The organism is Enterococcus sp. AZ191, assembly GCF_051713845.1.
Lineage (GTDB): Bacteria > Bacillota > Bacilli > Lactobacillales > Enterococcaceae > Enterococcus_B > Enterococcus_B durans.
On record NZ_JBIOQS010000001.1, the window covers coordinates 1,827,281 to 1,848,927 of the forward strand.

Genomic DNA, 21,647 nt, shown 5'->3' on the forward strand with positions numbered 1-21,647 from the left:
TTTCTTACTTTTGTCCCACGCTCTAGTCTATTAAAAATCTATTTACCGTTTATTTACTTTTTTGTCTTTTTTTATAAATCAGTGTCAACGCTACAGCCAATATGCCAATCCCTAAAGCTGTTGCAAAAGAATGACGTTCACCTGTTTTAGGAAGGCTTTTTCCTTCATTAGCAGTAGAACTTGCTGGCTTAGTTGTAGCTTTTGGCGTTGTGGTCTGCTGATTGTTCGTGTTGTCTGTTGGCGTTTGACTATTTTGATTAGGCGGTTTAGGTTTACTATTGGTTTCTTTCTTGACGACATGGATAAATACTGAAACAGATTTTCTACCATTTTTGTAAGTGACTGGATAAATCCCAACTTTCGACGTGTCGACTGATCCGTCAACCATGTTCATCTCAAAAGGGACACTTTTTCCTTCTTTGTCTGTTGCCGAAAGAAAATTATCGAGCGGATCCCACGAATCTCCTACGCTGAGTGTCGAATCCTTCGCATGGATCGTTTCTTTGTTTTCTTTGACCGTTACTGTTGTCTGGTGTTCAGCTTTTCCATTTCTGAACACTACTTTATAAGTTCCGATTTTCTTACTATCTACTACTCCACTCACCATATCTTTTATAAAGAACAACGGACTCCCTGCCTTGTCTGTCGCTGAAATAAATTGATCCGCCGGGTTCCAAGTATCCCCTACATAAATCGTCAAATCTTTTACTACGATCGTTTCTTTATTTTCCTTAACAATAACCTCTGCAAGCTGGCTCGCACTTCCATTCGTATAAGTTACCTGATAGTTGCCAGGGATTTTAACATTTACATCGCCAGTGACCATAGTAGGATCAAATGCAAGACTATTCCCATCCTTGTCTGTTGCCGAAACAAAATTTACAGCCGGATCCCACTTATCTCCTACATACAATACTGAATTTCTGATGACGATACTTTCCAGATTTTCTTTCACTGTGACAGTGCTTACTTGACTTGCGCTTCCATTCGTATAAGTGATCGGTGTTATGCCCGCCACAGAAGTATCTACTGTTCCAGTGACCATGCTAGGATCAAAATCCACCGCATTGCCGTCTTTATCAGTCGCAGAAATAAAGTTGTCTGCTGGGTCCCATAAGTCATTAACATAGAGAGTCGCATCTTTTACAGAAATCGATTCTAGGTTGAGCGTTTTTTGCCAAACATAGGTGTCCGCCATCGTACCAGTATAAGTAGCCATCAATTGATCCGAGGTCAGGACATGGTCTCCTTTTGGTATCGCTACTGTCCCTGCTCCGACATTTTGCCAATAGCCTGTATTGGGTTCAACTGTAGGAATAGCCGGAAGATTGGCATCAGGCAGAAATTGAAAATTAGGTCCAAGGGTCAGGGTCGATAATTGTGACATTCCCGAAAATGACTGGTTCATTTCCTCTAATGATCCTGTAGATACTGCGGAAATATCTAGTACTTTTAGTTTTGAACAATTTGTGAACATATAATTCATAAACTTGATTTTTGGTGTGGCAAAATTAGACACATCTACCGCTGCAAGAGCACTACATCCATAAAACATATAGCTCATAGTCGTGACATTACGCGTATCAAAATTAGACACATCCACATCTGTCAGGTTGTGACAGCCATAAAACATGTAGCGCATTGAAGTCACTTGACTCGTGCCAAATCCTCCCACAGGTAAAGATGTGAGCGTTGCACAGTTATAAAACATATAATGCATATAAAGAACCTTTGACGTATCAAAATTCTGAAGTGACAATTCCTTTAGACCTGAACACCCATAAAACATAAATGACATATCCGTTACTTGTTGTGTATCAAGTCCTGACACATCCAGTTGGGTCAGCTTACTACAACTGCGGAACATATGGCTCATGTCATCGACATTTCTCGTATCAAAATTGGAGATATCCAGTGTAGTGAGCTCTGAGCAGTTGTAAAACATGTAGCTCATATTCGTCATTCCGCTCGTATCAAAGGAAGATACATTTAGTGAAGTGAGCGAATGGCAGTCATAAAAAATACTGCCCATCTGTGTCACATTGCTTGTGTTGAAAGTCGATAGATCCAGTGAGACAAGCTGTGAACAGCCATAGAACATATAGCTCATATTTGTCACATTCGTCGTGTCAAACCCAGATACATCCAGATTGGTCAATTTAGAACACCAGTAAAAGAAATACCTCATATCCCCTACATGACTCGTATCTAAATACTCTAGATTCTCGATCATCGTCACTTTGTTCATATCAAAAAACAGGCCAAGAGAGTGGGCATTTGCCAGCGTAGGTGCCGTAAAAATAATCTTAGTGATCGAAGAGCGATAAATATACCACGGTGTTCTGACACTCATTGTAGCTTCACCTAATTCGCCACCGTCTATGTATAATACCCCTTGCGCATCAATACGCCAAGGACTCGTTCCATATGTACCGCTTGCTAAATCTGTATCCTTTGCTATGTCAGTTAATTCCGTCGCTTTTTCTTTTTGCTCGTTTATTGCCGTTTTTTCTTTCTCATTCATCAGTACATTTTCGGGTGGGGATGATTCGGTAACCTGTTCCGCAATAGGGACATCTATCGTCTCATCAACAGGGGATTCTTCGCTAGGCTCAACTGGTTCCAATGGCGTCGTGGTTGCTTCCTCAGGTATTTTTTCAGGTAGTTGTTCTTCATTATTTTCTGGAGATGAAATAACTGTATCATCTATCTTCCCATCATCTTTCTTCTCTTCATCTTGTGGAACGCTCATTTCTTGTTCAGCAACTTCTTCTGCGTAATGATTCGCCGCTGTAGAAATAAAAGTGTTGCCAGCAAGCATTAAAGCAAGCGAGACTTTAAAAAATTTCTGTCTGAACATTGGTCTTTTCCTCCTCATCCATAATCATGCACTTTAATTTTACTGTTTATTTGCGACAAAAGATTTCTCTTTTTTTCTTTCAAAGAAAAAAAAAGGACAAAATTTCATCTAAAAAATAAAAAGATAAATAAAAAAATACGTATATACTAAAAAATATAGTGATTACATGATCTAGGAGGTCCCTATGGATAATTTATTTTTTAGACTACAGGAGAACAAACAATTCCAACGTCAGATACTGATCCTTCAATATTTAAATAAGAAAGACCACCCTTCTACATCGAAGGAACTAAGCAACGTAACAAAAACATCGTCACCGACTTTACGCTCTGATATTGAAGCTTTACGACAGATTCTCCCAAAAGAAATGGCGATCACATTTCAAAAAAGAATAGGTTACCAACTTATGGTACCTCGTTCTCCAAAAATCGAGACCATCATTTTAGATCTAGCAAAACACACGCCTGTCTTTCAATTGATCGATCAGTATTTCCGTGGACGGATACGCTCACTACAATCAGTAGCTGCCACCCTTTACTCATCGCAATCACGCATTCGAAAAATCATCAAACAAATGAACAAAGAACTACAAATCTATCACTTGCAATGGCGGACATCATCAATGAAAATCCAAGGAAGTGAGGCAGATATCCGTTGCTTTCTTTTTGATTTTTATCAAAGTTTCAATATTGATTTTATGGCAGAAGGCACTCCTGTTGATTCAAATTTTATGAAATCTGTTCAAACACTTATCGGCCTACCGATCGATCCACTAAAAGCACAGCTCTGGCTGATTATTTTAACGAAACGGTTATCTCATAAATATCCCATTGTACTTGACCTTGCATTAAAAGAAGACATTATTTTTCGAGAAAGCTTCACTCAGTTCAAGAAAAGAGTCAGGTACCTATTCAAAGCAACTTTCAGAACTCAGACGATTCCTTACGAGGAGTTGATTTGGCTGTACATAGTCTTTCTAAATTGTGTCGTCTATTCAAGCGAAGCTGACCAATTCTGCTACCCTGAAGACCGTGAACACTACGATACATATCATCAGTTTATTCTACCAATGATTCCATCTGTTGAAAATACTGATGAACTATATGCTTTTTCCGTTAATCTAAGGCTTTTGTCTCATGTTTCTAGCCATTATCAAAAAAACCCTTTAAAAGTCTCCTTTGATTTGCCGTTACATTTAAAAAAACTTTATGAAGACTGGTATATCTATTTAAAAACACCCAGTGTACAGGATTTTTTCCCCATTCTTCATCCCGAACATGTTGCTTTGTCCTTTACTATGTTCCATTATTCTTTACTAAAGGCAGTTGACACGACTCGGATCAAAGTGCTCTTTTCTTTTCATGGTAATGCCGGCCTCTCCTCTTACTTGCTGAAATTAGTGGAACAGATCATTCCTCGATCCATCCAGCCATTATTTGCAACAGGCACACATACTTATAGAAAGGTACTTCCCTCTGACGTGTCATTGATCGTCTGCAATCATCGTTGGGGTGATTGGAACAATTGCCATGTTTTTACACTTTCTTCTCTGCCACAAGAAAAAGAGTGGTTGGACCTTCACCAACTACTTTTAAATCTGAGTGCGTTCAACTAAAAAAGGGTGTGGGACAAATCTAAAAATCAGTTTTCCTACAGACTCTCGAATAAACGTCGTCCAAAAGTCAGTTTTTTCGGGAATTTCAAAAAAAGAGGCTGGAACAAAAGTAAGAAACACTTTTGTCTCATTCTTTAAAAAACGAATAAACGGTGGGAGCAGAAGCAACTCCTTCGGAAATAAACACTTCTGTCCCAACCTCTCCAAATTGTTCTAAGTTTTCTCTTTACCAACATCATTTGACAAAAAGCCCTAAAATGTAGAAAAGGATTCTACTAGAGAGGTCAAGTCTATTACCTCTTTCTGGCAGAATCCTTTTCTGGGGTACGTGCAGTGTGGCGAAGCATTTTTTCAGTTGAATAAAAAGTTTCTTACTTGGGATTGTGGAAGTTGGTACTATTTCTGTTCCTTAATGATGAAATTGTCGTAACGACAAATCCCACGATTATAACTAAAAGAACCCCTGTCAAAAGCAACCTCATTTCTGGTAACTTAATAATGCCAAGAAGAACTATGATAAATGCCAAAGAGTAGAAAATTCCTCTTACAATAAAATCACGCTTAAACTGTTTTCGAGAACTACCTTCTGGAGTAGTACCGAATAATACTTCTCTTATTAAATCTAATACAAGTTGAATCATTTTGACACCTCCATTGATTAATTATACTTCAATTTTTAAGTTATCTACATTCTTGTATGGCAAATCGTCAATAAAGAGAATTCCAACACATAGCATATAGATTTGATAGGACATTTTACAATAATTATGACGAAAAAATATCCAGAGATTCCGGAAAAATTACTTTCACCTTCATAATTGACAACAAGAGGTGACTTGATTTGTTATCTCAAAAAATAAGAGGTGATATTTATGTTTAAAACGAAATTTTTTGCACTAACATCTGTCGCTGTCCTTGGATTGTCAATAATAGTGCCACTTACTGAAGTTGTACACGCATCCGAAAGATCAACTGTCCCTGAAACTTCAATTGTAGCAGTGAATTCAGCTGTTCCAGACGTAGATGAATCACGAATTGATTCCCTAGATACAGTTGACTTAGAGAACTTTGGAGTTGTGGACATTAGTCAACTTTCCCCCGATCAACTTGACAACTTTAAGCAAGCAGCACGATATGAATCAGAAAAGGTTCCATTGCAAACAAAGGCCGAGAAGGAAGCTTATTATCAAGCATTGCTTTCCCTATATGATATTAACTCAGAGAATCATGGAGACTTTAACAAAGTGACCCAAGAGTTGATTTCACAATTAAACTCCATCAGCCTTACGCGATCTGGACATGGATGGATTTCCGTACCTTTTGCGGCCTCTGCTTTCAATTTAGCTATTAACTTAGTAACAGGTGGAGTTGCAAGTGCTGGTGTAAAAGCATTAATCAAGAAATACGGTACTCAAAAGGCTTTGGATTTGCTTAAGCGGAAAATCATCGGTGCCGTAGCGGTTTGGGGAGTTAAACAGATAACAGGTATTAACACAATCATCAAGGTAGTCGCAACAGCCTTAGATCCTGGTACAGCTATTGCAAAAGCAATTGACGCTCGAGACAAGATTCCAAACAATGGCTATCTTGAATTCACGTAACAATAATATGGCGACTATTAATTTAGTCGTCTTTTAGTTTGCTTTCAATATATGTTACATAGTTTTCTTTACCTAGTATCTCCAGGGATAAAAGAAGCTCGTATTTTTTTTGATTATTGTGAACTTCTGGTGATGAAAGAAAAGAGAATACTTTATAAGCAAGATGGGCATCAGTGCTACAATGCTCATCCGCAAAAAAACCAAGCTGTTTAAGAAAAAGATAAAATAATCTCTTGGATCCTCTTTCAAAAAATAGCTGGGTGCCGTTGATTAGAAAGGACAACATATCTTTATTAAAGTATAGATTATCAACATATACTTTCATTCTTTTTACAGATCGATTGAAGTGAGTTTGAATATAGTCATTATCATAGATAAACAGGGTATTTATAAAAATTGTTAATTCAAATCTACCCCAGTTAGCAATCGAATCTAAGTACCTTGTTAAGGTTAGCTTAGCAGAGTGACAATCTATATCTAAGCTTATATCCATTCTCTTCATGATGATTAAATACATGGCTCTTAATATTTCATAGTAATAATTGTCAGTTTCGTATGCCTTTTCCTGTAAATATTTTTCAAAATCCGGAGAATAATTCTTTTTCAAATTTTTAAAAAATAGTTTTGAAATTTTTCTTTTTTCGCTAACATCTTCATCATCTAACATGAACTGATATTCCTCAAGAGTTACGTTCATACGGTCGAGATACTGTACAAGAGTATTATAAGAAATTTTTGCCCCTTTGTTTTCAAATGAAGACAATGTACTTCTTTGAGAGATACCTCTAGCTAATTGATCTTGTGATAAGCCACGTTCTAACCGTAATTTTTTAATTAAATTATTATGATCCATAAAAGCCTCCGTAGATATTTTGTAGATATTTTATTCCTTTTTATGACGAAATACCAGACATAAAAAAGAAAAAATATTTAGTAAGTAATATATTGGTTTTACAAATATAAAAGGAGGAAGAATTATGAAACTAAAATTTTTCATGCCTAATGTTACCGACATTGGTGATATTTGGGAATTAATTCCACCACAGTAGAACCTTTTAAAGAACCACTCACAGACAACATAACATATACTTTTAATCCAAGAAACTGAAAAAGATGAAAACAAAATCTTTTATCGCTTCAACACTAGTTTGTACTTCTCTTTTAGGTTGTTTAGGCTTTAGCAAGTGAACTAACAAATACGGAACTTGCTTCTAACTGAAATTGATTTAAATTCTGATAAAGTAACAGTATCAGAAAACATGACTAAAGACCAATTGCTACAATCAATTTCAAATGAATAAGGTGTGACTGCATGTTTTTATTATCAAACAACTGAAAGTGGTAGGATTTAGAGCAATCAAAGAAATTATCTATGCTGGATTCATGCACTCAATATATGGATTTTCAGGAACTCTACAATATGGACTTCCAGATCCTAACTAACCGCATTCAGTACACGTTAAATGACACGCTGTATAGCCCTACAACAACAAGCGTTTCAAGTATGACAAATATAAGTCTAAGTGGTGTGAGTTCAGTTACCCTTAATGCAACCGTAACTAGAAACTTTATTAAAAATGTGTTTGTGACTAAAGACGTGAGCTTTTAAATAAATTGACACTCATTTTAACACTTAACATTACTTCTTCCCTTTAAAACATAAAAAAGCACTAAGGAACCTATAGTGACCCCAAAAGTTAGACTTTTATGAAGCTGGGACAGAAGTGTTTAACTCCGAGAAATAAGAAGAAATTCACGAAAATTGCTGTTCAAATTTTTGTGAATTTCGGCTTATTTAAGAAGGAGTTGCTTCTGCTCCCACACTCTTTCAAAACGTACAAAAAAAGAGTGAGATAAAAGAAAACACACTTTATCTCATCCTCTTGCACAAATCGTTCCAACATAACTAGTTGTTTCAAAAAATAAGTAAAAATATCCAAGAACATTGAAAATCACATGAATCTTTTCATACTCTTGACATTCAACCACTCTCTTCTTTAAACCTACTTGTTATATATTTTTGGCCCTTTACGCATATTACTGCGATCATTTTTTGGTTCTTGCATTTTTTTTGAACGACCCCCGCCTTGTTTCTTTTTGATCAATTCAAGCATTTTTTCTTTTGTATCCACTGGTTTTACACCTCTTTTGATTATCCTATTGATTTTCATTATTTTTCGCTAACCATTACAGGAAGACTGATATAGTATACCAATATTACTTCCTCTTTAGTAGTCTTCAAGAAGAAAATTAGCTATTTCTCTAAAATATACCCTACTTTAACGAAAAGATCCCTAAAAATTAGATTTTTCATCTAACCTTTAGAGATCCTTAGACTTTCGACATACCTATTTTTTTACGTTTGTCAGCATTGCTTCTAATACAGTATAGCCCTCTGCTTCCAAAAATTCTTTCAACTCTTTAACCTCTTGTGTAGAGATTTGGAATTCGATGATCGTTTCTGTTTCATTACGATTCACTACAACTGTTGCAATGTTATAGCCATGGGATGAAAGCACTTGGCAGACTTCAGCTAATACGCCTCGTTGGTCTTTTTCAATTCGAAGCTGGATTCTTGTGCCTCCATCTGTATAACCGGTGATTTTCAAAAAAGCGTCAAATATATCATTATTTGTGATGATTCCTACCAAGTTTTCTCTCATGTCTACGACTGGTAAGACCCCAACATTCTTCTTTCTCATCAGATAGATCGCATCTTCTAATAAATCATTCGGTGCAATAGTTTGTACGTCACGGATCATTACATCATTGACTGTTGTTTTATTTAATAGGTAATTTATTTCAAACACACTCAGACTGGTTGCTTGTGAAGGCATTGCGGCTTGGATCGTCCCTTCAGTAATCAAGCCAATTAAACTATTATTTTCAACGACAGGTAACCGATGGATCTCGTACTTTTTCATCAAATCAACTGCATCAAATATTTTTGTTTGAGGAGCTACCACGACCAACTCTTTCGTCATAAAATCTTTTACGCTCATCCTTTATCCTCCCAAATATGCTTTTTTCACTTCTTCACTCGCTAGTAATTCCGCACCAGTTCCTTGTAAAACAATTTTCCCCGTTTCAATTACATACCCGCGATCTGCAATTGACAAAGCCATTTTTGCATTTTGTTCAATCAATAAAACGGTGGTTCCTTGTTGTTGGATTTCCTGGATGATATTGAAGATCTCTTTAATGAAAATCGGTGCCAACCCCATTGATGGCTCATCAAGTAACAATAGACGTGGTTTAGACATCAATGCACGCCCCATCGCAAGCATTTGCTGTTCTCCCCCCGACAAAGTGGAAGCATCCTGAATTTTACGTTCCTTTAGAATCGGAAAACGTTCGTAGATTTCAGAAAAACTTTTTTTGATTCCTTCATTATCTTTTCGTAAAAAGGCACCCATTTCTAAATTTTCTTGAACAGACAATCCTGGAAACACATGACGCCCTTCTGGTACTTGCGAGATGCCGTGGGTCACGATTTCTTGTGGAGAGACCTTTTGGATTGGCTTTCCTTCAAATTCGATCGTTCCAGCTGAAGGCTTAACGAGCCCTGAGATCGTCCGTAAAGCAGTCGTCTTTCCTGCTCCATTTGCGCCGATCAATGTCACGATTTCCCCTTCATTGACTTCTAAACTGATTCCTCTCACTGCTTGGATCACACCATAATGGACGGATAGATCATTTACTTTCAACATTATAGGTCACCTCCAAGATATGCTTCGATCACTCGTTGATTACTCCTAATTTCTTCAGGAAGTCCTTCAGCAATGATCTGTCCGTATTCGAGTACATAGATTCGTTCACAAACTTCCATGACTAAACTCATATCATGTTCGATCAGCAAAATCGTGATATGGAATTCTTCTTGGATTTTTCGAATCAATTTTGTCAATTCAGCAGTTTCTTGTGGATTCATCCCCGCTGCTGGTTCATCTAAAAAGAGGATTTGCGGATCCGTCGCTAATGCACGGACAATCTCTAATCGTCGTTGTTCCCCATAAGGAAGGTTACTCGCTAAAGTTTCAGTTTTTTCAGCCAGATCGAATATTTCTAACAGTTGGCGTGCTTTGCTTTCCATCTTTTCTTCCTGTTTATAAAATGATGGTAAGCGGAAGATACTGCTAAGGAATCCCTCTTTATTTTTTGCATTCATCGCAATTAATACATTGTCCATAACTGTCAGTTCTTTGAAAAGTCGGATATTCTGAAATGTTCGGCTGAGGCCCAATGTAGCAATCTTATAAGGGGCTAATTTATTCAATAGTTCCGACTTTCCATCTTTTTCTAAACGAATTTCTCCTTCACTTGGTTCATATACACCAGTCAGTAAATTGAACAGCGTCGTTTTCCCTGCACCATTAGGACCAATCAGCCCGACCAATTCATTTTTTTCTAAGGAAAGATTCACATTTGAGACCGCAGATAAGCCACCAAAATTTTTAGTAAGATGATCAACCTTTAGTAACGTCATTTACTGATCCTCCTTTTTTTCTAAAAATTTTTTTAGCAGACAATTCCCAAGTTCCTAACAAGCCACCTGGTTTGAAAATCATGATGATGATCAACGCCAAAGAATAAATGATCATTCGCAAAGAACCAAAATCCTGTAGATACATATTCAATACACCTAGAACAATTGCGGCTACGATTGAACCTGTCACACTGCCTATTCCACCAAATACCACGATGATCAAGATATCGATGGACTTTTGAAACGCAAAGTTTTTTGGCGCAATCGATCCAATATAGCTTGCAGATAATGCACCTGCGATACTTGCAGTTGCCGCACCAATCACAAAAGCGATAACTTTGTATTTTGTTGTGTTGACTCCCATAGATTCTGCAGCAATCTCATCATCACGAATTCCCATTGTTACCCGACCAGCACCACTATGGATATAGTTAACCGTGATCAACGTTGTAACGATCACAAATCCATAGACTAAAGGCCAGTTGACGAAAGACGGAATCCCGAATAGTCCAGAAGGTCCGTTTGTTATACTTTCCATATTAACGATCGCAATACGAATGATTTCTGCAACCCCTAAAGTCGCAATCGCTAAATAATCTCCCTTTAGTCGTAATGTTGGAATCCCTACAACAAGTGCAACCACTGAAGATAATAAAATTCCTACGACTATTCCTGTAAAGAAGCCACCCATTGTTGGATTGTTCATCGCAAATAGCGAACCACAATAGGCGCCGATCGCCATAAATCCTGCGTGGCCTAATGAGAACTGACCAGAAAAGCCAATAACCAAATTCAAGCCAACGGCTAAAATAATATTGATGCCGATCGTTACGATAATATTATCGATAAATAAATTGACTAACCCACTGCTGTAAGCGGCGTACAGTACGCCATATATAGCCAGCAACAAAACTAGCCAAAAAATATTGAGTTTCAATCGTTTTTTCATGGCGTTCACCTACACTTTCTCTTTAACATTTTTCCCTAGTATTCCTGCAGGGAGAACCAGTAAAATCAAAATCAGTACAGCATACACAACAGCATCTTTATACATTGATAAGCCAAGTGCATTCGCAATCGTTTCGATCATCCCAATTAAAAAGCCACCTAGAGCCGCTCCTGGAATACTACCGATTCCACCTAATACTGCTGCGACAAATGCTTTCAACCCTGGCACAGTTCCCATCGTCGGATCGATCGAATTGTAATAAAGACCGATCAAGACACCAGCTGCAGCGGCTAAAGCTGATCCTAATGCAAAAGTAAAGGAAATCGTACGGTTGACATTGATCCCCATCAGTTGGGCTGCATCACTATCGACACTAACTGCCCGCATTGCTTTCCCCATCTTTGTCTTCTTGATGATCAACTGTAATAAAATCATCAAGATCAAGGCAATTGCTAAGATCAACAATTGGATATTACTGATCGTGATGAATCCTAAATGATATTCGACTCTTTTGATTACTTGAGGAAACGCCCGATTATTCGAACCGAAGAAATAGATCATGATATTTTGAAGAAAATACGAGACACCAATCGCTGTAATCAATGCAGCGATCCTCGTTGATTTTCTCAAAGGACGATAAGCTAAAAATTCGACTACCACCCCTAATATTGCCGCTCCGATCATTGAAATGATCATTGCGATAAAAAAGTTCAAGTGTAATTGGTTAATTAAGTAAAAACCAATGAAACTTCCAATCATATATACTTCACCATGAGCAAAGTTGATCAAGCCAATAATGCCATAAACCATTGTATAGCCTAGTGCCAATAAGGCGTAAATACTTCCTAGAAAAAGGCCATTTACTAACTGTTGAAGAATGACTTCCATATACTCACTTCCAATATCATTTATTTAAAAAGTAAACAACTCATGCTTTCGTACCAGATCCATATAAAACAAAAAAATCATGGAACGATTTTTATCCCCTACCCGTTGCTTTTTTCAAAAAAGAAAGGGCAAGACAACCTTCATTGTCTCTGCCCTTCTTCCATTATTCTGGGTTTACTGCATCAGCTGAACTTTCTTTTCCGTTCGTCAAGCCAAGAACAACAGCAGATTTTTCAGGGTTATGATTTTTATCAATAGAGATCGACCCTGTTACGCCTTTAAAGTCTTTCAAATTCGCTAGACCTTTTTGGATAGAAGCGGAATCAGTTCCTTCTTTTTCTGCTGCTTGTTTAACCATATAAACAGCATCATATGCTAATGCGGCAAATTGAGAAGGTGCCGTATTGTATTTCTTTTGGAAAGCATCAACAAAGGCTGGGACTTTGTCACTTGCAGGAGCACTTGTTGAAAAGTGAGCTGTGTAATAAATGTTCGATGCATTCGCTGCACCTGCAGTTTCGACGAATTTTTCATCTCCAAAGCCGTCTGCACCGACAATCGCTTGTTTGATACCCATTTCACGTGCTTGTTTAACTATCAAGCCTGCTTCTGTATAATATGCTGGAATATAAAGAACATCGAAATCTTTATCTTTGATATTTGTCAAAATTGCTTGGAAGTCTTTATCACCTGCTACAAAGTTTTCTTCATCAACGATTTGGCCTTTGTATTCATCTTTGAATGCTTTTGAAAGTCCTTTTGCATAATCACTTGAACTATCACTTAGAATAACTGCTTTTTTCGAATTTAGTTTATTGCTAGCATATTGTGCTAAGATCGTTCCTTGGAAACTATCTTGGAAACAAGAACGGAAAGCATATTTTTGAACTTTATCCCCATCAACTGTGATCGAATCATCCGTACCTGACGGTGTGATCATTGGAACGCCTGCTTTTGTTAGATTAGCCAATGAAGATTTAGAGGCACCAGAAGTCGCAGGTCCGATCTGGGCTACTACTTTCTCATTCGTTGCCAAGTTAGCTGAAACAGAAGCTGCTTCATCATTATCTGATTTATTGTCTTTATCGACGATTTCAATCTTCTTGCCGTCAATCCCTCCATCTTTATTGATTTCATCAACAGCCAGTTTGATACCGTCTGATTCTACATCTCCATATGCTGCTACGGCTCCAGATAATTCCAGATTCACACCTAACTTAAAGGTCTTCGCATCCGCGCTGTTCCCCTCTTTTTTTACGGAAGTCCCGCTTCCACAGCCGGCAAGTGCCAATGCAGCCGCTGCTACTAAAAATATCATTCTTTTTTTCATTTTTGTGTCCCCCCTAATTAAGTTAAAACTGAATATGTATTAAAATATACTCAAAAAGAAAACAGTTGTCAATGAATTTTCTGAAAATTTTGAGAATTCAATTTATTCTGTATATTACATCGCCTTGTTAACCATAAAAAAGAATCAACCAGAGTATCCATCAGAATTGATTCTTTTTCGAGATTTTAATGGGGTTTTTTCATGTTTATTTAATTCTAATAAGAATGACTAATGTAGCTTCATTTCCTATTAGCTTTAAGAGAATGTTGCTCTTACTTTTCTAAAAGACAGCAACGAAAGGACTATTTATTAGTTATTTTTATTTCTTTATTGCTTAACTTTTTTTATTCAACTCAGTTAGTTACGCTTTGACATTGACAAGTCAACATTTTGACATTTTTTCCCCATTGATGCCAAAGCTATACGCCCCATCGATCATACTGTTCACATGCTGAATTAGCAGTAAATATTATATACGCGATGATCCCTTCAACACTAATCCCCATTTTTATCCAACGCAAGCGTTACCACTTTTTTCATTTTTTTAGAAAGATCAGTCTTAGTTTTTTAGTTGAAGGATTCTATTTAGGTAGCATAGAGGCATCCACTTTTATTTGTTGGATTTTCTTCGCTTCAGGTCCACTAAGATACCACAGTGTGACAATGTCTCCTTCATTCAATTCTCTATCAGCTTTTCCATAAACATTCATTGAACCTATAAAGGAAAGAATACAATAATAATTGACTTGCTTATTCACTGAAAAATAGTATTTATTATTGATTTCAACTCTATAACTGTCATTTAATTGAGTACTATTTCTCGGAATACTAAAATACACTTCTGTTCGGTTATCTTTATTCACAGCCACCGATAACTTGCCATCAAACGAAATATTGGTTTCTTCACTTGCATCAATGAACAATCCCTTCGCATCTTCTGGATTCCATTGTGCGTTGCCAGTATTTTCATGTGTCTGTACTACTTTATATTCCTTACCCTTGTAGCTAACGATTTCATTCAAATTGTATAACTCTGGATTTTCAATTGTACCCACTTTCCATTCTCTGACGCTTGTAGCTACCTCTTGAATGTTATCTTCTTGCATGACCGTCTGAGCTGACCCCTGGATCGCCCCACCGAAAATACAAAGTGCAATTCCTAAAACTAATAAATTTTTCTTTTTCATCATTCTCCTCCGTTTTTTTGGTTTTTATTACAATTTGATTATAATATGATTTGAAAATACTTTTCCTACACTTTTTACAAAAATAATTAAAAAACGTTATTTTATAATTAGAATAAGAAGTATAATAATGCTATTTCGAAAGTAATACGTATACTAAATACTGCTCAAACCGTTACTAATTTTGATATCTGGTAAATTATACCTATATGATAGTATATGTATGATATTTGTTGTTTTTAATTTACTTTGTTATTATTTATTGCTTACACCAAAAGAATAAGAGGTCTAGACAAAACTAAAAATTAGCTTTGTCTAGACCTCTTGTTTTTCTTATCACTCCAATAAATGATAAAAATGAAAAGGACTAAAATATTTTTTCATCTATTATTAAATAAACTGTAACTAAAAGTTACTATCCTACAGTTTATTTTAGTTTAGAGGAGAGTTATATTCGTAAACTAACTCCCCTACAATATAGATGAAAACTTCACCAGTGAGAGAGTTATCCTTGAAACTACTCCTCCAAATAAACCACTCGTACTTCATAAGGTGCTAATGAAAGCTGCAGTGGCACTGCCTGGTTGGTTTCCAAATCAACCACGTTACGAACCAGTGTCAGTTGTTGCTCTTGCTCAGAAAAATTCATGATAAAATAATAGTCTCGCTCAGCACTTGTTCTCCCTTGAATTGACACTTCTGGATTAGACTTTGCAATAGCACCTTCTGTAAGATTAAATTCACTAGCCAACTGTCCATAAAAATGTTTGAAAAAATCATGACTGGTACGAGCAGCTAAATAATAAGCTGTACCTCTGCCAAAACAATTCTTCGTTATTGCAGGTGTACCATGATAAAACTCTGACTGATAGACTCCCAACACTTGCGCTGATTTTGCTTCGATAACTGCTGAATAATCCTTCGTCTCAAAAAAATTATCTTCATAGCTGATTTGATTATGTTCCTTTGGATAAAGAGTGTCTAACTCTAATACTTCTATCCCCCAAAGCTCCTTTAGCGGCTGTGGCACTCCACCAAGATATAACAGATCATTTTCATTGACCATACCAGTAAAGTAACTAGAAACTAGCGTACCACCAGTTGCCACATATTTGTTGAGTTTTTCCATTGTTGCACTTGTCATCATATAAAGCATTGGAGCGACGATCAATGAATATTCGGAAAAATCTTGGTCAGGAGTTAAGATATCAACAGGAATGTCTTGTTCCCAGAAATAGCGATAATGTTCTTGCAATGTCTGAGGGTAGCGTCTAGTTGGTCGTCCAAAGCCGCCACCGCGTTTCAATGCCCAATTGCTTTCCCAGTCAAAGAGAAGCGCAACCTTCTTTTTTCTTGTCGTTCCCTGAATTTCTCCAATTTTTTCCAAACGTGCTCCGTAATCAGCAACCTCTTTAAAAACACGGTTCTTCACAGAATTATCATGTCCCACCACGGCTCCATGGAATTTTTCTGAATTTCCACGAGATTGGCGCCATTGAAAATACAGCGTACTATCAGAGCCGTGAGCAAGTTGTTGCATTCCACTCAGTTGGTGAACACCAGGCTTCTTCGCTTTATTGAATTGATGCCAATTGACAAAGCTTGGCGTGCATTCCATGACTAAGAAAGGTTGTTTCTTCAATGACCAATATTGATCATGAACATAAGCCGATTTCATTGCTGTAGCAGCTAATGTCTCAAAATCGTTATTCCAATCAGGATAACTATCCCAGCTTACGATGTCTACATACCGAGCAAATTTACTGTAATCAAGACCTTCTAATGGAATAAAATCTTGTGTAGCATGTCCTTCTGCCATAAAATTAGTTGTTATCGGGATATCCGGAGTCTGCTCACGGATTGGCTCACATTCATGCAAATAAAAATCAATGGTCATATCGGTAACAAATCGCTTCCAATCGAGGTCCATTCCATGTACTTTATGTTCACCTAATGGCGAAGGTGGTAAGACTTGTGACCAATCCGAATAGTTATTACCCCAAAAACTCATCCACCATTCATGGTTCAACGTTGCTAAGTCACCATATTTTTTTTGCAACCATTTGCGCCAATTTTCCTGACAATAGCCACAAAAACATTCTCCAGAATATTCATTAGAGATGTGCCACATTGCTAGCGCAGGATGTGATCCATAGCGTTTTGCCAACTGTTCATTGATCTGATGCACCTTTTTCCGATAGATTAGTGAAGAGTAGCAATGATTGTGGCGAAACCCATGCGTATGTTTTTGCCCTTGAGCATTGGTTCGATTCACTTCAGAATATTTTTGGCTCAACCATTGTGGTCGCCCACCACTTGGTGTTGCCAAAATGACCTTACCGCCAATCGCTCGAATTTGATCAAAAATTTCATCCAACCACTCAAACCGATAGACACCTTCTTCTGGCTCTAGAGCACTCCAAGCAAAAACACCTAAAGTCACAGTATTAATATGTGCTTGCTGCATGTAGTCCAAATCATTTTTTAAAATTTTAGGATAGTCCAACCATTGATCTGGATTATAATCTCCACCATGCATAAAGTGTTGATCAAAAAATTTATTCATCATCCGTCTGCTCCTTTTTTTCAGCTAATTGTAGATGATACACATAGGATTGGAAATCACCGGTTACTTGAGCAGTCCCAGGATTGACCCCATTAAACTGATATGGCTTGCGTAACCCAATCTGTTTCAAAATTTGGCCAGAAACCTTTTCATCATTCGCCTGATATACTTGAGTTGGGTCGATGAATGTGAGCGGTAAAAAAGCTTCAGCTGTTGGATTTGCTTGTGCTAAAACTCTAAAAAAGCCAATCAATGCTTGCTCTTGTTGCGGATCATAAACTGCCCAAGCAACTTCATTCCCTTGTCCTATCGGCTGTACTTGATAAAAAATACCAAATGTCAATAATTGTCGATATTGTTTATAAAAAGCAATCTGTGTCTGAATCGCTTGCTTTTCTTCAGATGTTAGATTGAATAGATCCAATTCATATCCTAAAGGTCCAAACATTGCAACGTTTTGTCGAAATGTTAGTGATGTGATTCGCCCAACTTGATGATTAGGAGTAGCAGAAACATGATTGCTAAAGGAAGAAATCGGATATCCCAGCAGAGTTCCAGTCTGAATCGACAAACGTTCCACGGCGTCACTATCATCACTCGGCCAAATCTGAGGACTATAAAATAGGATTCCCAAGTCATACCTTCCACCGCCACCTGCACAACCTTCAATCAAAATCGTAGGAAACTCAGCCAATATTTTTTGATACAGTGCATACACTCCCAAGATATAGCGATGATAAAATTCAGTCTGAGCAATCCCTTGTTCAGCTAAATATGGCGAATATGCTTCGGTGATATTCCGATTCATATCCCATTTGATATAGTCTAATTTTGTTTCAGCAATAATTTTTTTCATTGCGTGAAAAATCCCATCAACAACTGCCGGATTAGCAAAATCCAACACATATTGACCACGCCCCACTGAAATTCGTTCATAAGGATGCTTGACTACCCACTCTGGATGTGCTTGATATAACTGACTATCAGGTGAGACCATCTCTGGTTCAAACCAGATTCCCAACTGCATCCCAATGTCATGGATTTTTTCAGCAAATCGACCAATGCCTTGAGGAAATTTCAGCGGATCAGCTATCCAATCTCCTAAAGAACTACGATCATCGTTTCTTTTTCCAAACCAGCCATCGTCTAGAACAAAACATTCCATTCCTAGAGAATGGCTTTCTTTTGCTAAGGCCAGTAATTTTTCTTCATCAAAATCAAAATAAGTTGCTTCCCAATTATTGAAGACGATTGGTCGGTCACGCTTTTGCCAGTAGGGTGAAATCACATGTTTTTCGACAAATCGAGCAGATTCTTGGCTCAAACCATTCAGTCCATTTTCGGTAAACGTAAAGAGACATTCAGGAGCTTCAAAACACGCTCCTTGGTCAAGAGTCCAAGTGAATTGCTCAGGATGAATCCCCAACATCAAACGAACATTGTCCCATTCATCCATTTCTACTTGCGCCAAAAAATTTCCTGAATAGATCAGATTAGCACCATAAACTCGCCCCACATCATTGGTAGCACATTTCTCTTTCAATGCCACAAAAGGATTATGTTGGTGGCTAGAAGCCCCTTTTAACGAGCCAACACTGATTGTCCCTTGAGTAAGGGGTGTGGACTTGATATGTCGTTCTTTTAACCAAGCACCGGATAAATGGAGCAACTCAAAATCTTGATTTCTCAACTCAAGCACACCACTTAGTAAGCGTTCTAATTTTCGTGTCTTGGCGTCTAAATTAATTATTTTTTGCTTTCTAGTAATCGTGCCTAGCCCGTTGAAAATAGTATAGGTGATGTGCATTTTCAAATTCCGTTCCGTATCGGCTAATTCGAAAACAATGCTTTGGCTTTCATCAGTCTTCGCAAAACTAGCTGGCTGGGCGAGATCACGTTCTTTCCCTTGAAAACAATGAGCTTTCATAAATTTAAAATCCACATATAAAGGTGTCGCTTCCTCAAAGATAGATACCGCACCTTCCCGAAAATCAGAGGTTCCATAGACTGGCAGTTCCTGAAAACGGTCTGCCAATGTAAACAAATTGTCCGTTTCAAAAAATTTCACTGTACCCGCTGATTTATTTTCTTTCTTGACTAGATAACTTTGATCAAAGAAAGCAAGTTTTCCTAGCGATGGACCAAAGTATACATGTCCTAGTTGCTGATTCGGTAAAATTGACATCACATAACTAATTTTTTCATTATATAAATGAAATAAGGTGTCGTTAATAATTTCTATCATTGTTCTTCCTCAAATTTTCCTAATTTCTTGTTTCTACTTTTTGGCACAATTCTTCGAGATAACGCATTCTTTTCTTGACGCCACGATTGAAAAAGAATTTGTAAAAAAGCGCGACTAGCATAAAACTGTATGCAGTCCGTTGCTGAGCGAAATGGCTTTGCTCCGAGTACGTGACCTGCAGCTTGCCATTTTTCTGACTCGTCACTTGGTAACGCTGATCAATGACGCCTTCTTCATGAACAGTGTTTATCCAAAGTTCATCGGCTGTGATTTTTTTGACAGTCATCACTGCTGGAACCAACTGTGGCGCTGATTTAGTTTGGATCATGGTTTCAATTTGACACCCTTCGCCAAAGGATGTGGTCAAGTGTTTTGCCAAAAAGAATTTTTCTTGTTCACCAAGTAGAATACTGAAAAAAGTAGAAGATGTTGTATCCATTTGGTAACTACAAGTCAATGTATCAGTTCTCATGTTAAGTCCTTTCTGAATTTGCTTTGCAACGTTATTTTCACCCATGTTAACTTTAGCTTCATTGCTCAACAATAAGACTGTTTACTCATGTGATGCAATTTCATCTTTTTCGTCTTTCAAATAACCACGGTCCATCACAATTAAGAACGGCACCCAAATCAGTGTCATTACTACCACGGTTACTAATTGTAAAATCGCGCCGGCAATCGATCCAGTCCCAAGCCAACCAGATAAGAAAACAGGTGTTGTCCATACAACAGTTGCTCCGATAGGACGTGGAACCAATCCGCTAGCAATCGCAAAATAAGAAATAACGGTACTGACTAATGGTGCTAAAATCCACGGCACAAAAGCAATTGGATTCAAAACAATGGGTAGTCCAAAAGTCATTGGTTCAGAAACATTGAACACAGATGGTGCGACAACTGTCCTCATCAGTTTTTTCATCCGAATAGAGCGTGCGATAAAGAAAGCCATCGTAATCGAAATTCCCAGTTGCATACCTTGATTCACAAAAACACCCATAAAAGTCGTATTGATGATGTGTGGTAGCTGTTCAGCTCCAGCCTTGTACGCTTCATAGTTTTCAATTGCCAAAGCATTCATAATTGGATCGATTACGGCGTTGACAACAAGAGTGCCATGGATCCCAAACCACCAGAAAAATTGAGTGAACAATACAGCAAGTAAAACAGCCGGCAAGGTACCGCCTAAGCCCATCAATGGTTTTTGTAAAATTTCATAGACAAAGTCAACCGCATTTCCCCAAGAAGTAAAGGTAAATAAATAGCGAATCAAGTTAAAAAGAAACAGAGGTGCGGCGCCAGGAATGATTGCCATAAAAGATTCGGCAATCATAGGTGGTACAGAGTCCGGCATCTTGATGGTTAACCCTGCGGCACTGATTTTACAGTAGATCTGGGTTGCAATGATGGCCGTGATAATACCAACAAACATTCCTTCTGCCCCCAATTTGGACAAAGGAATCACAGTCCCCATTTCATCCGAAGAGCCATAAGGCAAAAGCATCAAAAAGGAAGATAGAGAGATTGCTCCGGTAAATAATTTGGGCTGTCCGTATTTACCAGCAAGTTGATACCCAATACCAAAAACGACAAAAATTGCTGTGATACTCATCGTTGCATTCCCAATTGGTCCAAAAAAGTCATTTAAGAAAGTCATGAAGCCTTCTGGGAGTTTCTCAGAGAGTCCAAAAGTAGCGGGAAGATTTTGAATAATAATCATAATTGATGCAAACATCGTTGCAGGAAAAGCAACCATAAACCCATCTCGAAGACTTAATAAATACTTATTATTGGCAATTATCTGAGCAAATGGCACCATCTTTTCGGCTAATTTATCAATAAACTTCATACTTGTTCTCCTTTATTTTTTAATTGTAAACGTTCACTGGAAACAGTATATCTGTTTAGTTAATGTTTACACAACCC

The 21,647-nt window shown here is 37.6% G+C and carries 17 protein-coding genes; 2 read left to right on the top strand and 15 right to left on the bottom strand.

Going from position 1 to position 21,647, the window contains the following annotated elements; translation table 11 throughout:
* Nucleotides 1–49: 49 nt before the first annotated feature.
* Nucleotides 50–2,860 (bottom strand): bacterial Ig-like domain-containing protein, encoded by a 2,811-nt coding sequence (locus IGI47_RS08850; RefSeq protein WP_438783971.1) that lies wholly within the window; start codon nt 2,858–2,860, stop codon nt 50–52.
* A gap of 184 nt (nt 2,861–3,044) precedes the next feature.
* Between IGI47_RS08850 and IGI47_RS08855 the strand changes: the two genes are divergently transcribed.
* Nucleotides 3,045–4,475, top strand: coding sequence for a helix-turn-helix domain-containing protein (locus IGI47_RS08855; protein ID WP_438783972.1), 1,431 nt, complete (start codon nt 3,045–3,047; stop codon nt 4,473–4,475).
* A gap of 371 nt (nt 4,476–4,846) precedes the next feature.
* Here the strand turns inward: IGI47_RS08855 and IGI47_RS08860 are convergent, their stop codons facing one another.
* The gene (locus IGI47_RS08860; RefSeq protein ID WP_311930990.1) at nt 4,847–5,116 is read right to left on the bottom strand and encodes a hypothetical protein; all 270 of its coding nucleotides are present in this window, start codon (nt 5,114–5,116) and stop codon (nt 4,847–4,849) included.
* 231 nt (nt 5,117–5,347) lie between these two features.
* On the opposite strand from IGI47_RS08860, the gene IGI47_RS08865 reads away from it, so the two are divergent.
* A complete protein-coding gene (locus IGI47_RS08865) occupies nt 5,348–6,076 on the top strand; it encodes a hypothetical protein (protein ID WP_438783973.1) in 729 nt (242 codons plus the stop codon).
* 22 nt (nt 6,077–6,098) lie between these two features.
* Here IGI47_RS08865 and IGI47_RS08870 read toward each other — a convergent pair whose 3' ends face one another.
* The 13 genes from IGI47_RS08870 to IGI47_RS08930 form a co-directional block, all read right to left on the bottom strand.
* Nucleotides 6,099–6,929, bottom strand: a complete 831-nt coding sequence (locus tag IGI47_RS08870; protein ID WP_438783974.1) for a helix-turn-helix domain-containing protein — start codon at nt 6,927–6,929, stop codon at nt 6,099–6,101.
* Between the two features lie 1,150 nt (nt 6,930–8,079).
* Nucleotides 8,080–8,208: a hypothetical protein gene (locus IGI47_RS08875; RefSeq protein ID WP_005879939.1), complete on the bottom strand. Its 129-nt coding sequence runs from the start codon at nt 8,206–8,208 to the stop codon at nt 8,080–8,082.
* 216 nt (nt 8,209–8,424) lie between these two features.
* The gene (locus tag IGI47_RS08880) at nt 8,425–9,078 is read right to left on the bottom strand and encodes a CBS and ACT domain-containing protein (RefSeq protein WP_311930987.1); all 654 of its coding nucleotides are present in this window, start codon (nt 9,076–9,078) and stop codon (nt 8,425–8,427) included.
* Nucleotides 9,079–9,081: 3 nt separating this feature from the next.
* Nucleotides 9,082–9,786, bottom strand: a complete 705-nt coding sequence (locus IGI47_RS08885) for an ABC transporter ATP-binding protein (RefSeq protein ID WP_438783975.1) — start codon at nt 9,784–9,786, stop codon at nt 9,082–9,084.
* A complete protein-coding gene (locus tag IGI47_RS08890) occupies nt 9,786–10,562 on the bottom strand; it encodes an ABC transporter ATP-binding protein (protein ID WP_081134526.1) in 777 nt (258 codons plus the stop codon). Before IGI47_RS08890 ends, IGI47_RS08885 begins: the two co-directional genes overlap by 1 nt.
* Nucleotides 10,543–11,511 carry a branched-chain amino acid ABC transporter permease gene (locus IGI47_RS08895; RefSeq protein ID WP_016176515.1) on the bottom strand — a complete coding sequence of 323 codons (969 nt, stop codon included), beginning with the start codon at nt 11,509–11,511 and terminating at the stop codon, nt 10,543–10,545. The genes IGI47_RS08890 and IGI47_RS08895 overlap by 20 nt, the downstream gene beginning before the upstream one ends.
* 9 nt (nt 11,512–11,520) lie before the next feature.
* Nucleotides 11,521–12,399 carry a branched-chain amino acid ABC transporter permease gene (locus tag IGI47_RS08900; protein WP_016176514.1) on the bottom strand — a complete coding sequence of 293 codons (879 nt, stop codon included), beginning with the start codon at nt 12,397–12,399 and terminating at the stop codon, nt 11,521–11,523.
* Nucleotides 12,400–12,562: 163 nt separating this feature from the next.
* Nucleotides 12,563–13,729 carry an ABC transporter substrate-binding protein gene (locus IGI47_RS08905; protein ID WP_081134527.1) on the bottom strand — a complete coding sequence of 389 codons (1,167 nt, stop codon included), beginning with the start codon at nt 13,727–13,729 and terminating at the stop codon, nt 12,563–12,565.
* Nucleotides 13,730–14,310: 581 nt separating this feature from the next.
* Nucleotides 14,311–14,916, bottom strand: coding sequence for a carbohydrate-binding protein (locus IGI47_RS08910; RefSeq protein WP_438783976.1), 606 nt, complete (start codon nt 14,914–14,916; stop codon nt 14,311–14,313).
* 514 nt (nt 14,917–15,430) lie between these two features.
* Nucleotides 15,431–17,482, bottom strand: coding sequence for a beta-galactosidase (locus IGI47_RS08915; protein WP_438783977.1), 2,052 nt, complete (start codon nt 17,480–17,482; stop codon nt 15,431–15,433).
* Nucleotides 17,472–19,724, bottom strand: a complete 2,253-nt coding sequence (locus IGI47_RS08920; protein WP_438783978.1) for an alpha-galactosidase — start codon at nt 19,722–19,724, stop codon at nt 17,472–17,474. Before IGI47_RS08920 ends, IGI47_RS08915 begins: the two co-directional genes overlap by 11 nt.
* Before the next feature lie 19 nt (nt 19,725–19,743).
* Nucleotides 19,744–20,196, bottom strand: coding sequence for a hypothetical protein (locus tag IGI47_RS08925; RefSeq protein WP_438783979.1), 453 nt, complete (start codon nt 20,194–20,196; stop codon nt 19,744–19,746).
* Between the two features lie 81 nt (nt 20,197–20,277).
* A complete protein-coding gene (locus IGI47_RS08930) occupies nt 20,278–21,570 on the bottom strand; it encodes a PTS sugar transporter subunit IIC (protein WP_438783981.1) in 1,293 nt (430 codons plus the stop codon).
* Between the last annotated feature and the right edge of the window lie 77 nt (nt 21,571–21,647).

Bases quoted from the DNA above. Each gene is read 5' to 3' on its own strand.
- IGI47_RS08905 (WP_081134527.1), bottom strand. From the start codon at position 13,729: ATGAAAAAAAGAATGATATTTTTAGTAGCAGCGGCTGCATTGGCACTT.
- IGI47_RS08920 (WP_438783978.1), bottom strand. From the start codon at position 19,724: ATGATAGAAATTATTAACGACACCTTATTTCATTTATATAATGAAAAA.
- IGI47_RS08850 (WP_438783971.1), bottom strand. From the start codon at position 2,860: ATGTTCAGACAGAAATTTTTTAAAGTCTCGCTTGCTTTAATGCTTGCT.
- IGI47_RS08865 (WP_438783973.1), top strand. From the start codon at position 5,348: ATGTTTAAAACGAAATTTTTTGCACTAACATCTGTCGCTGTCCTTGGA.
- IGI47_RS08870 (WP_438783974.1), bottom strand. From the start codon at position 6,929: ATGGATCATAATAATTTAATTAAAAAATTACGGTTAGAACGTGGCTTA.
- IGI47_RS08930 (WP_438783981.1), bottom strand. From the start codon at position 21,570: ATGAAGTTTATTGATAAATTAGCCGAAAAGATGGTGCCATTTGCTCAG.
- IGI47_RS08915 (WP_438783977.1), bottom strand. From the start codon at position 17,482: ATGATGAATAAATTTTTTGATCAACACTTTATGCATGGTGGAGATTAT.
- IGI47_RS08925 (WP_438783979.1), bottom strand. From the start codon at position 20,196: ATGAGAACTGATACATTGACTTGTAGTTACCAAATGGATACAACATCT.
- IGI47_RS08895 (WP_016176515.1), bottom strand. From the start codon at position 11,511: ATGAAAAAACGATTGAAACTCAATATTTTTTGGCTAGTTTTGTTGCTG.
- IGI47_RS08885 (WP_438783975.1), bottom strand. From the start codon at position 9,786: ATGTTGAAAGTAAATGATCTATCCGTCCATTATGGTGTGATCCAAGCA.
- IGI47_RS08855 (WP_438783972.1), top strand. From the start codon at position 3,045: ATGGATAATTTATTTTTTAGACTACAGGAGAACAAACAATTCCAACGT.
- IGI47_RS08910 (WP_438783976.1), bottom strand. From the start codon at position 14,916: ATGAAAAAGAAAAATTTATTAGTTTTAGGAATTGCACTTTGTATTTTC.
- IGI47_RS08880 (WP_311930987.1), bottom strand. From the start codon at position 9,078: ATGAGCGTAAAAGATTTTATGACGAAAGAGTTGGTCGTGGTAGCTCCT.
- IGI47_RS08890 (WP_081134526.1), bottom strand. From the start codon at position 10,562: ATGACGTTACTAAAGGTTGATCATCTTACTAAAAATTTTGGTGGCTTA.
- IGI47_RS08900 (WP_016176514.1), bottom strand. From the start codon at position 12,399: ATGGAAGTCATTCTTCAACAGTTAGTAAATGGCCTTTTTCTAGGAAGT.
- IGI47_RS08860 (WP_311930990.1), bottom strand. From the start codon at position 5,116: ATGATTCAACTTGTATTAGATTTAATAAGAGAAGTATTATTCGGTACT.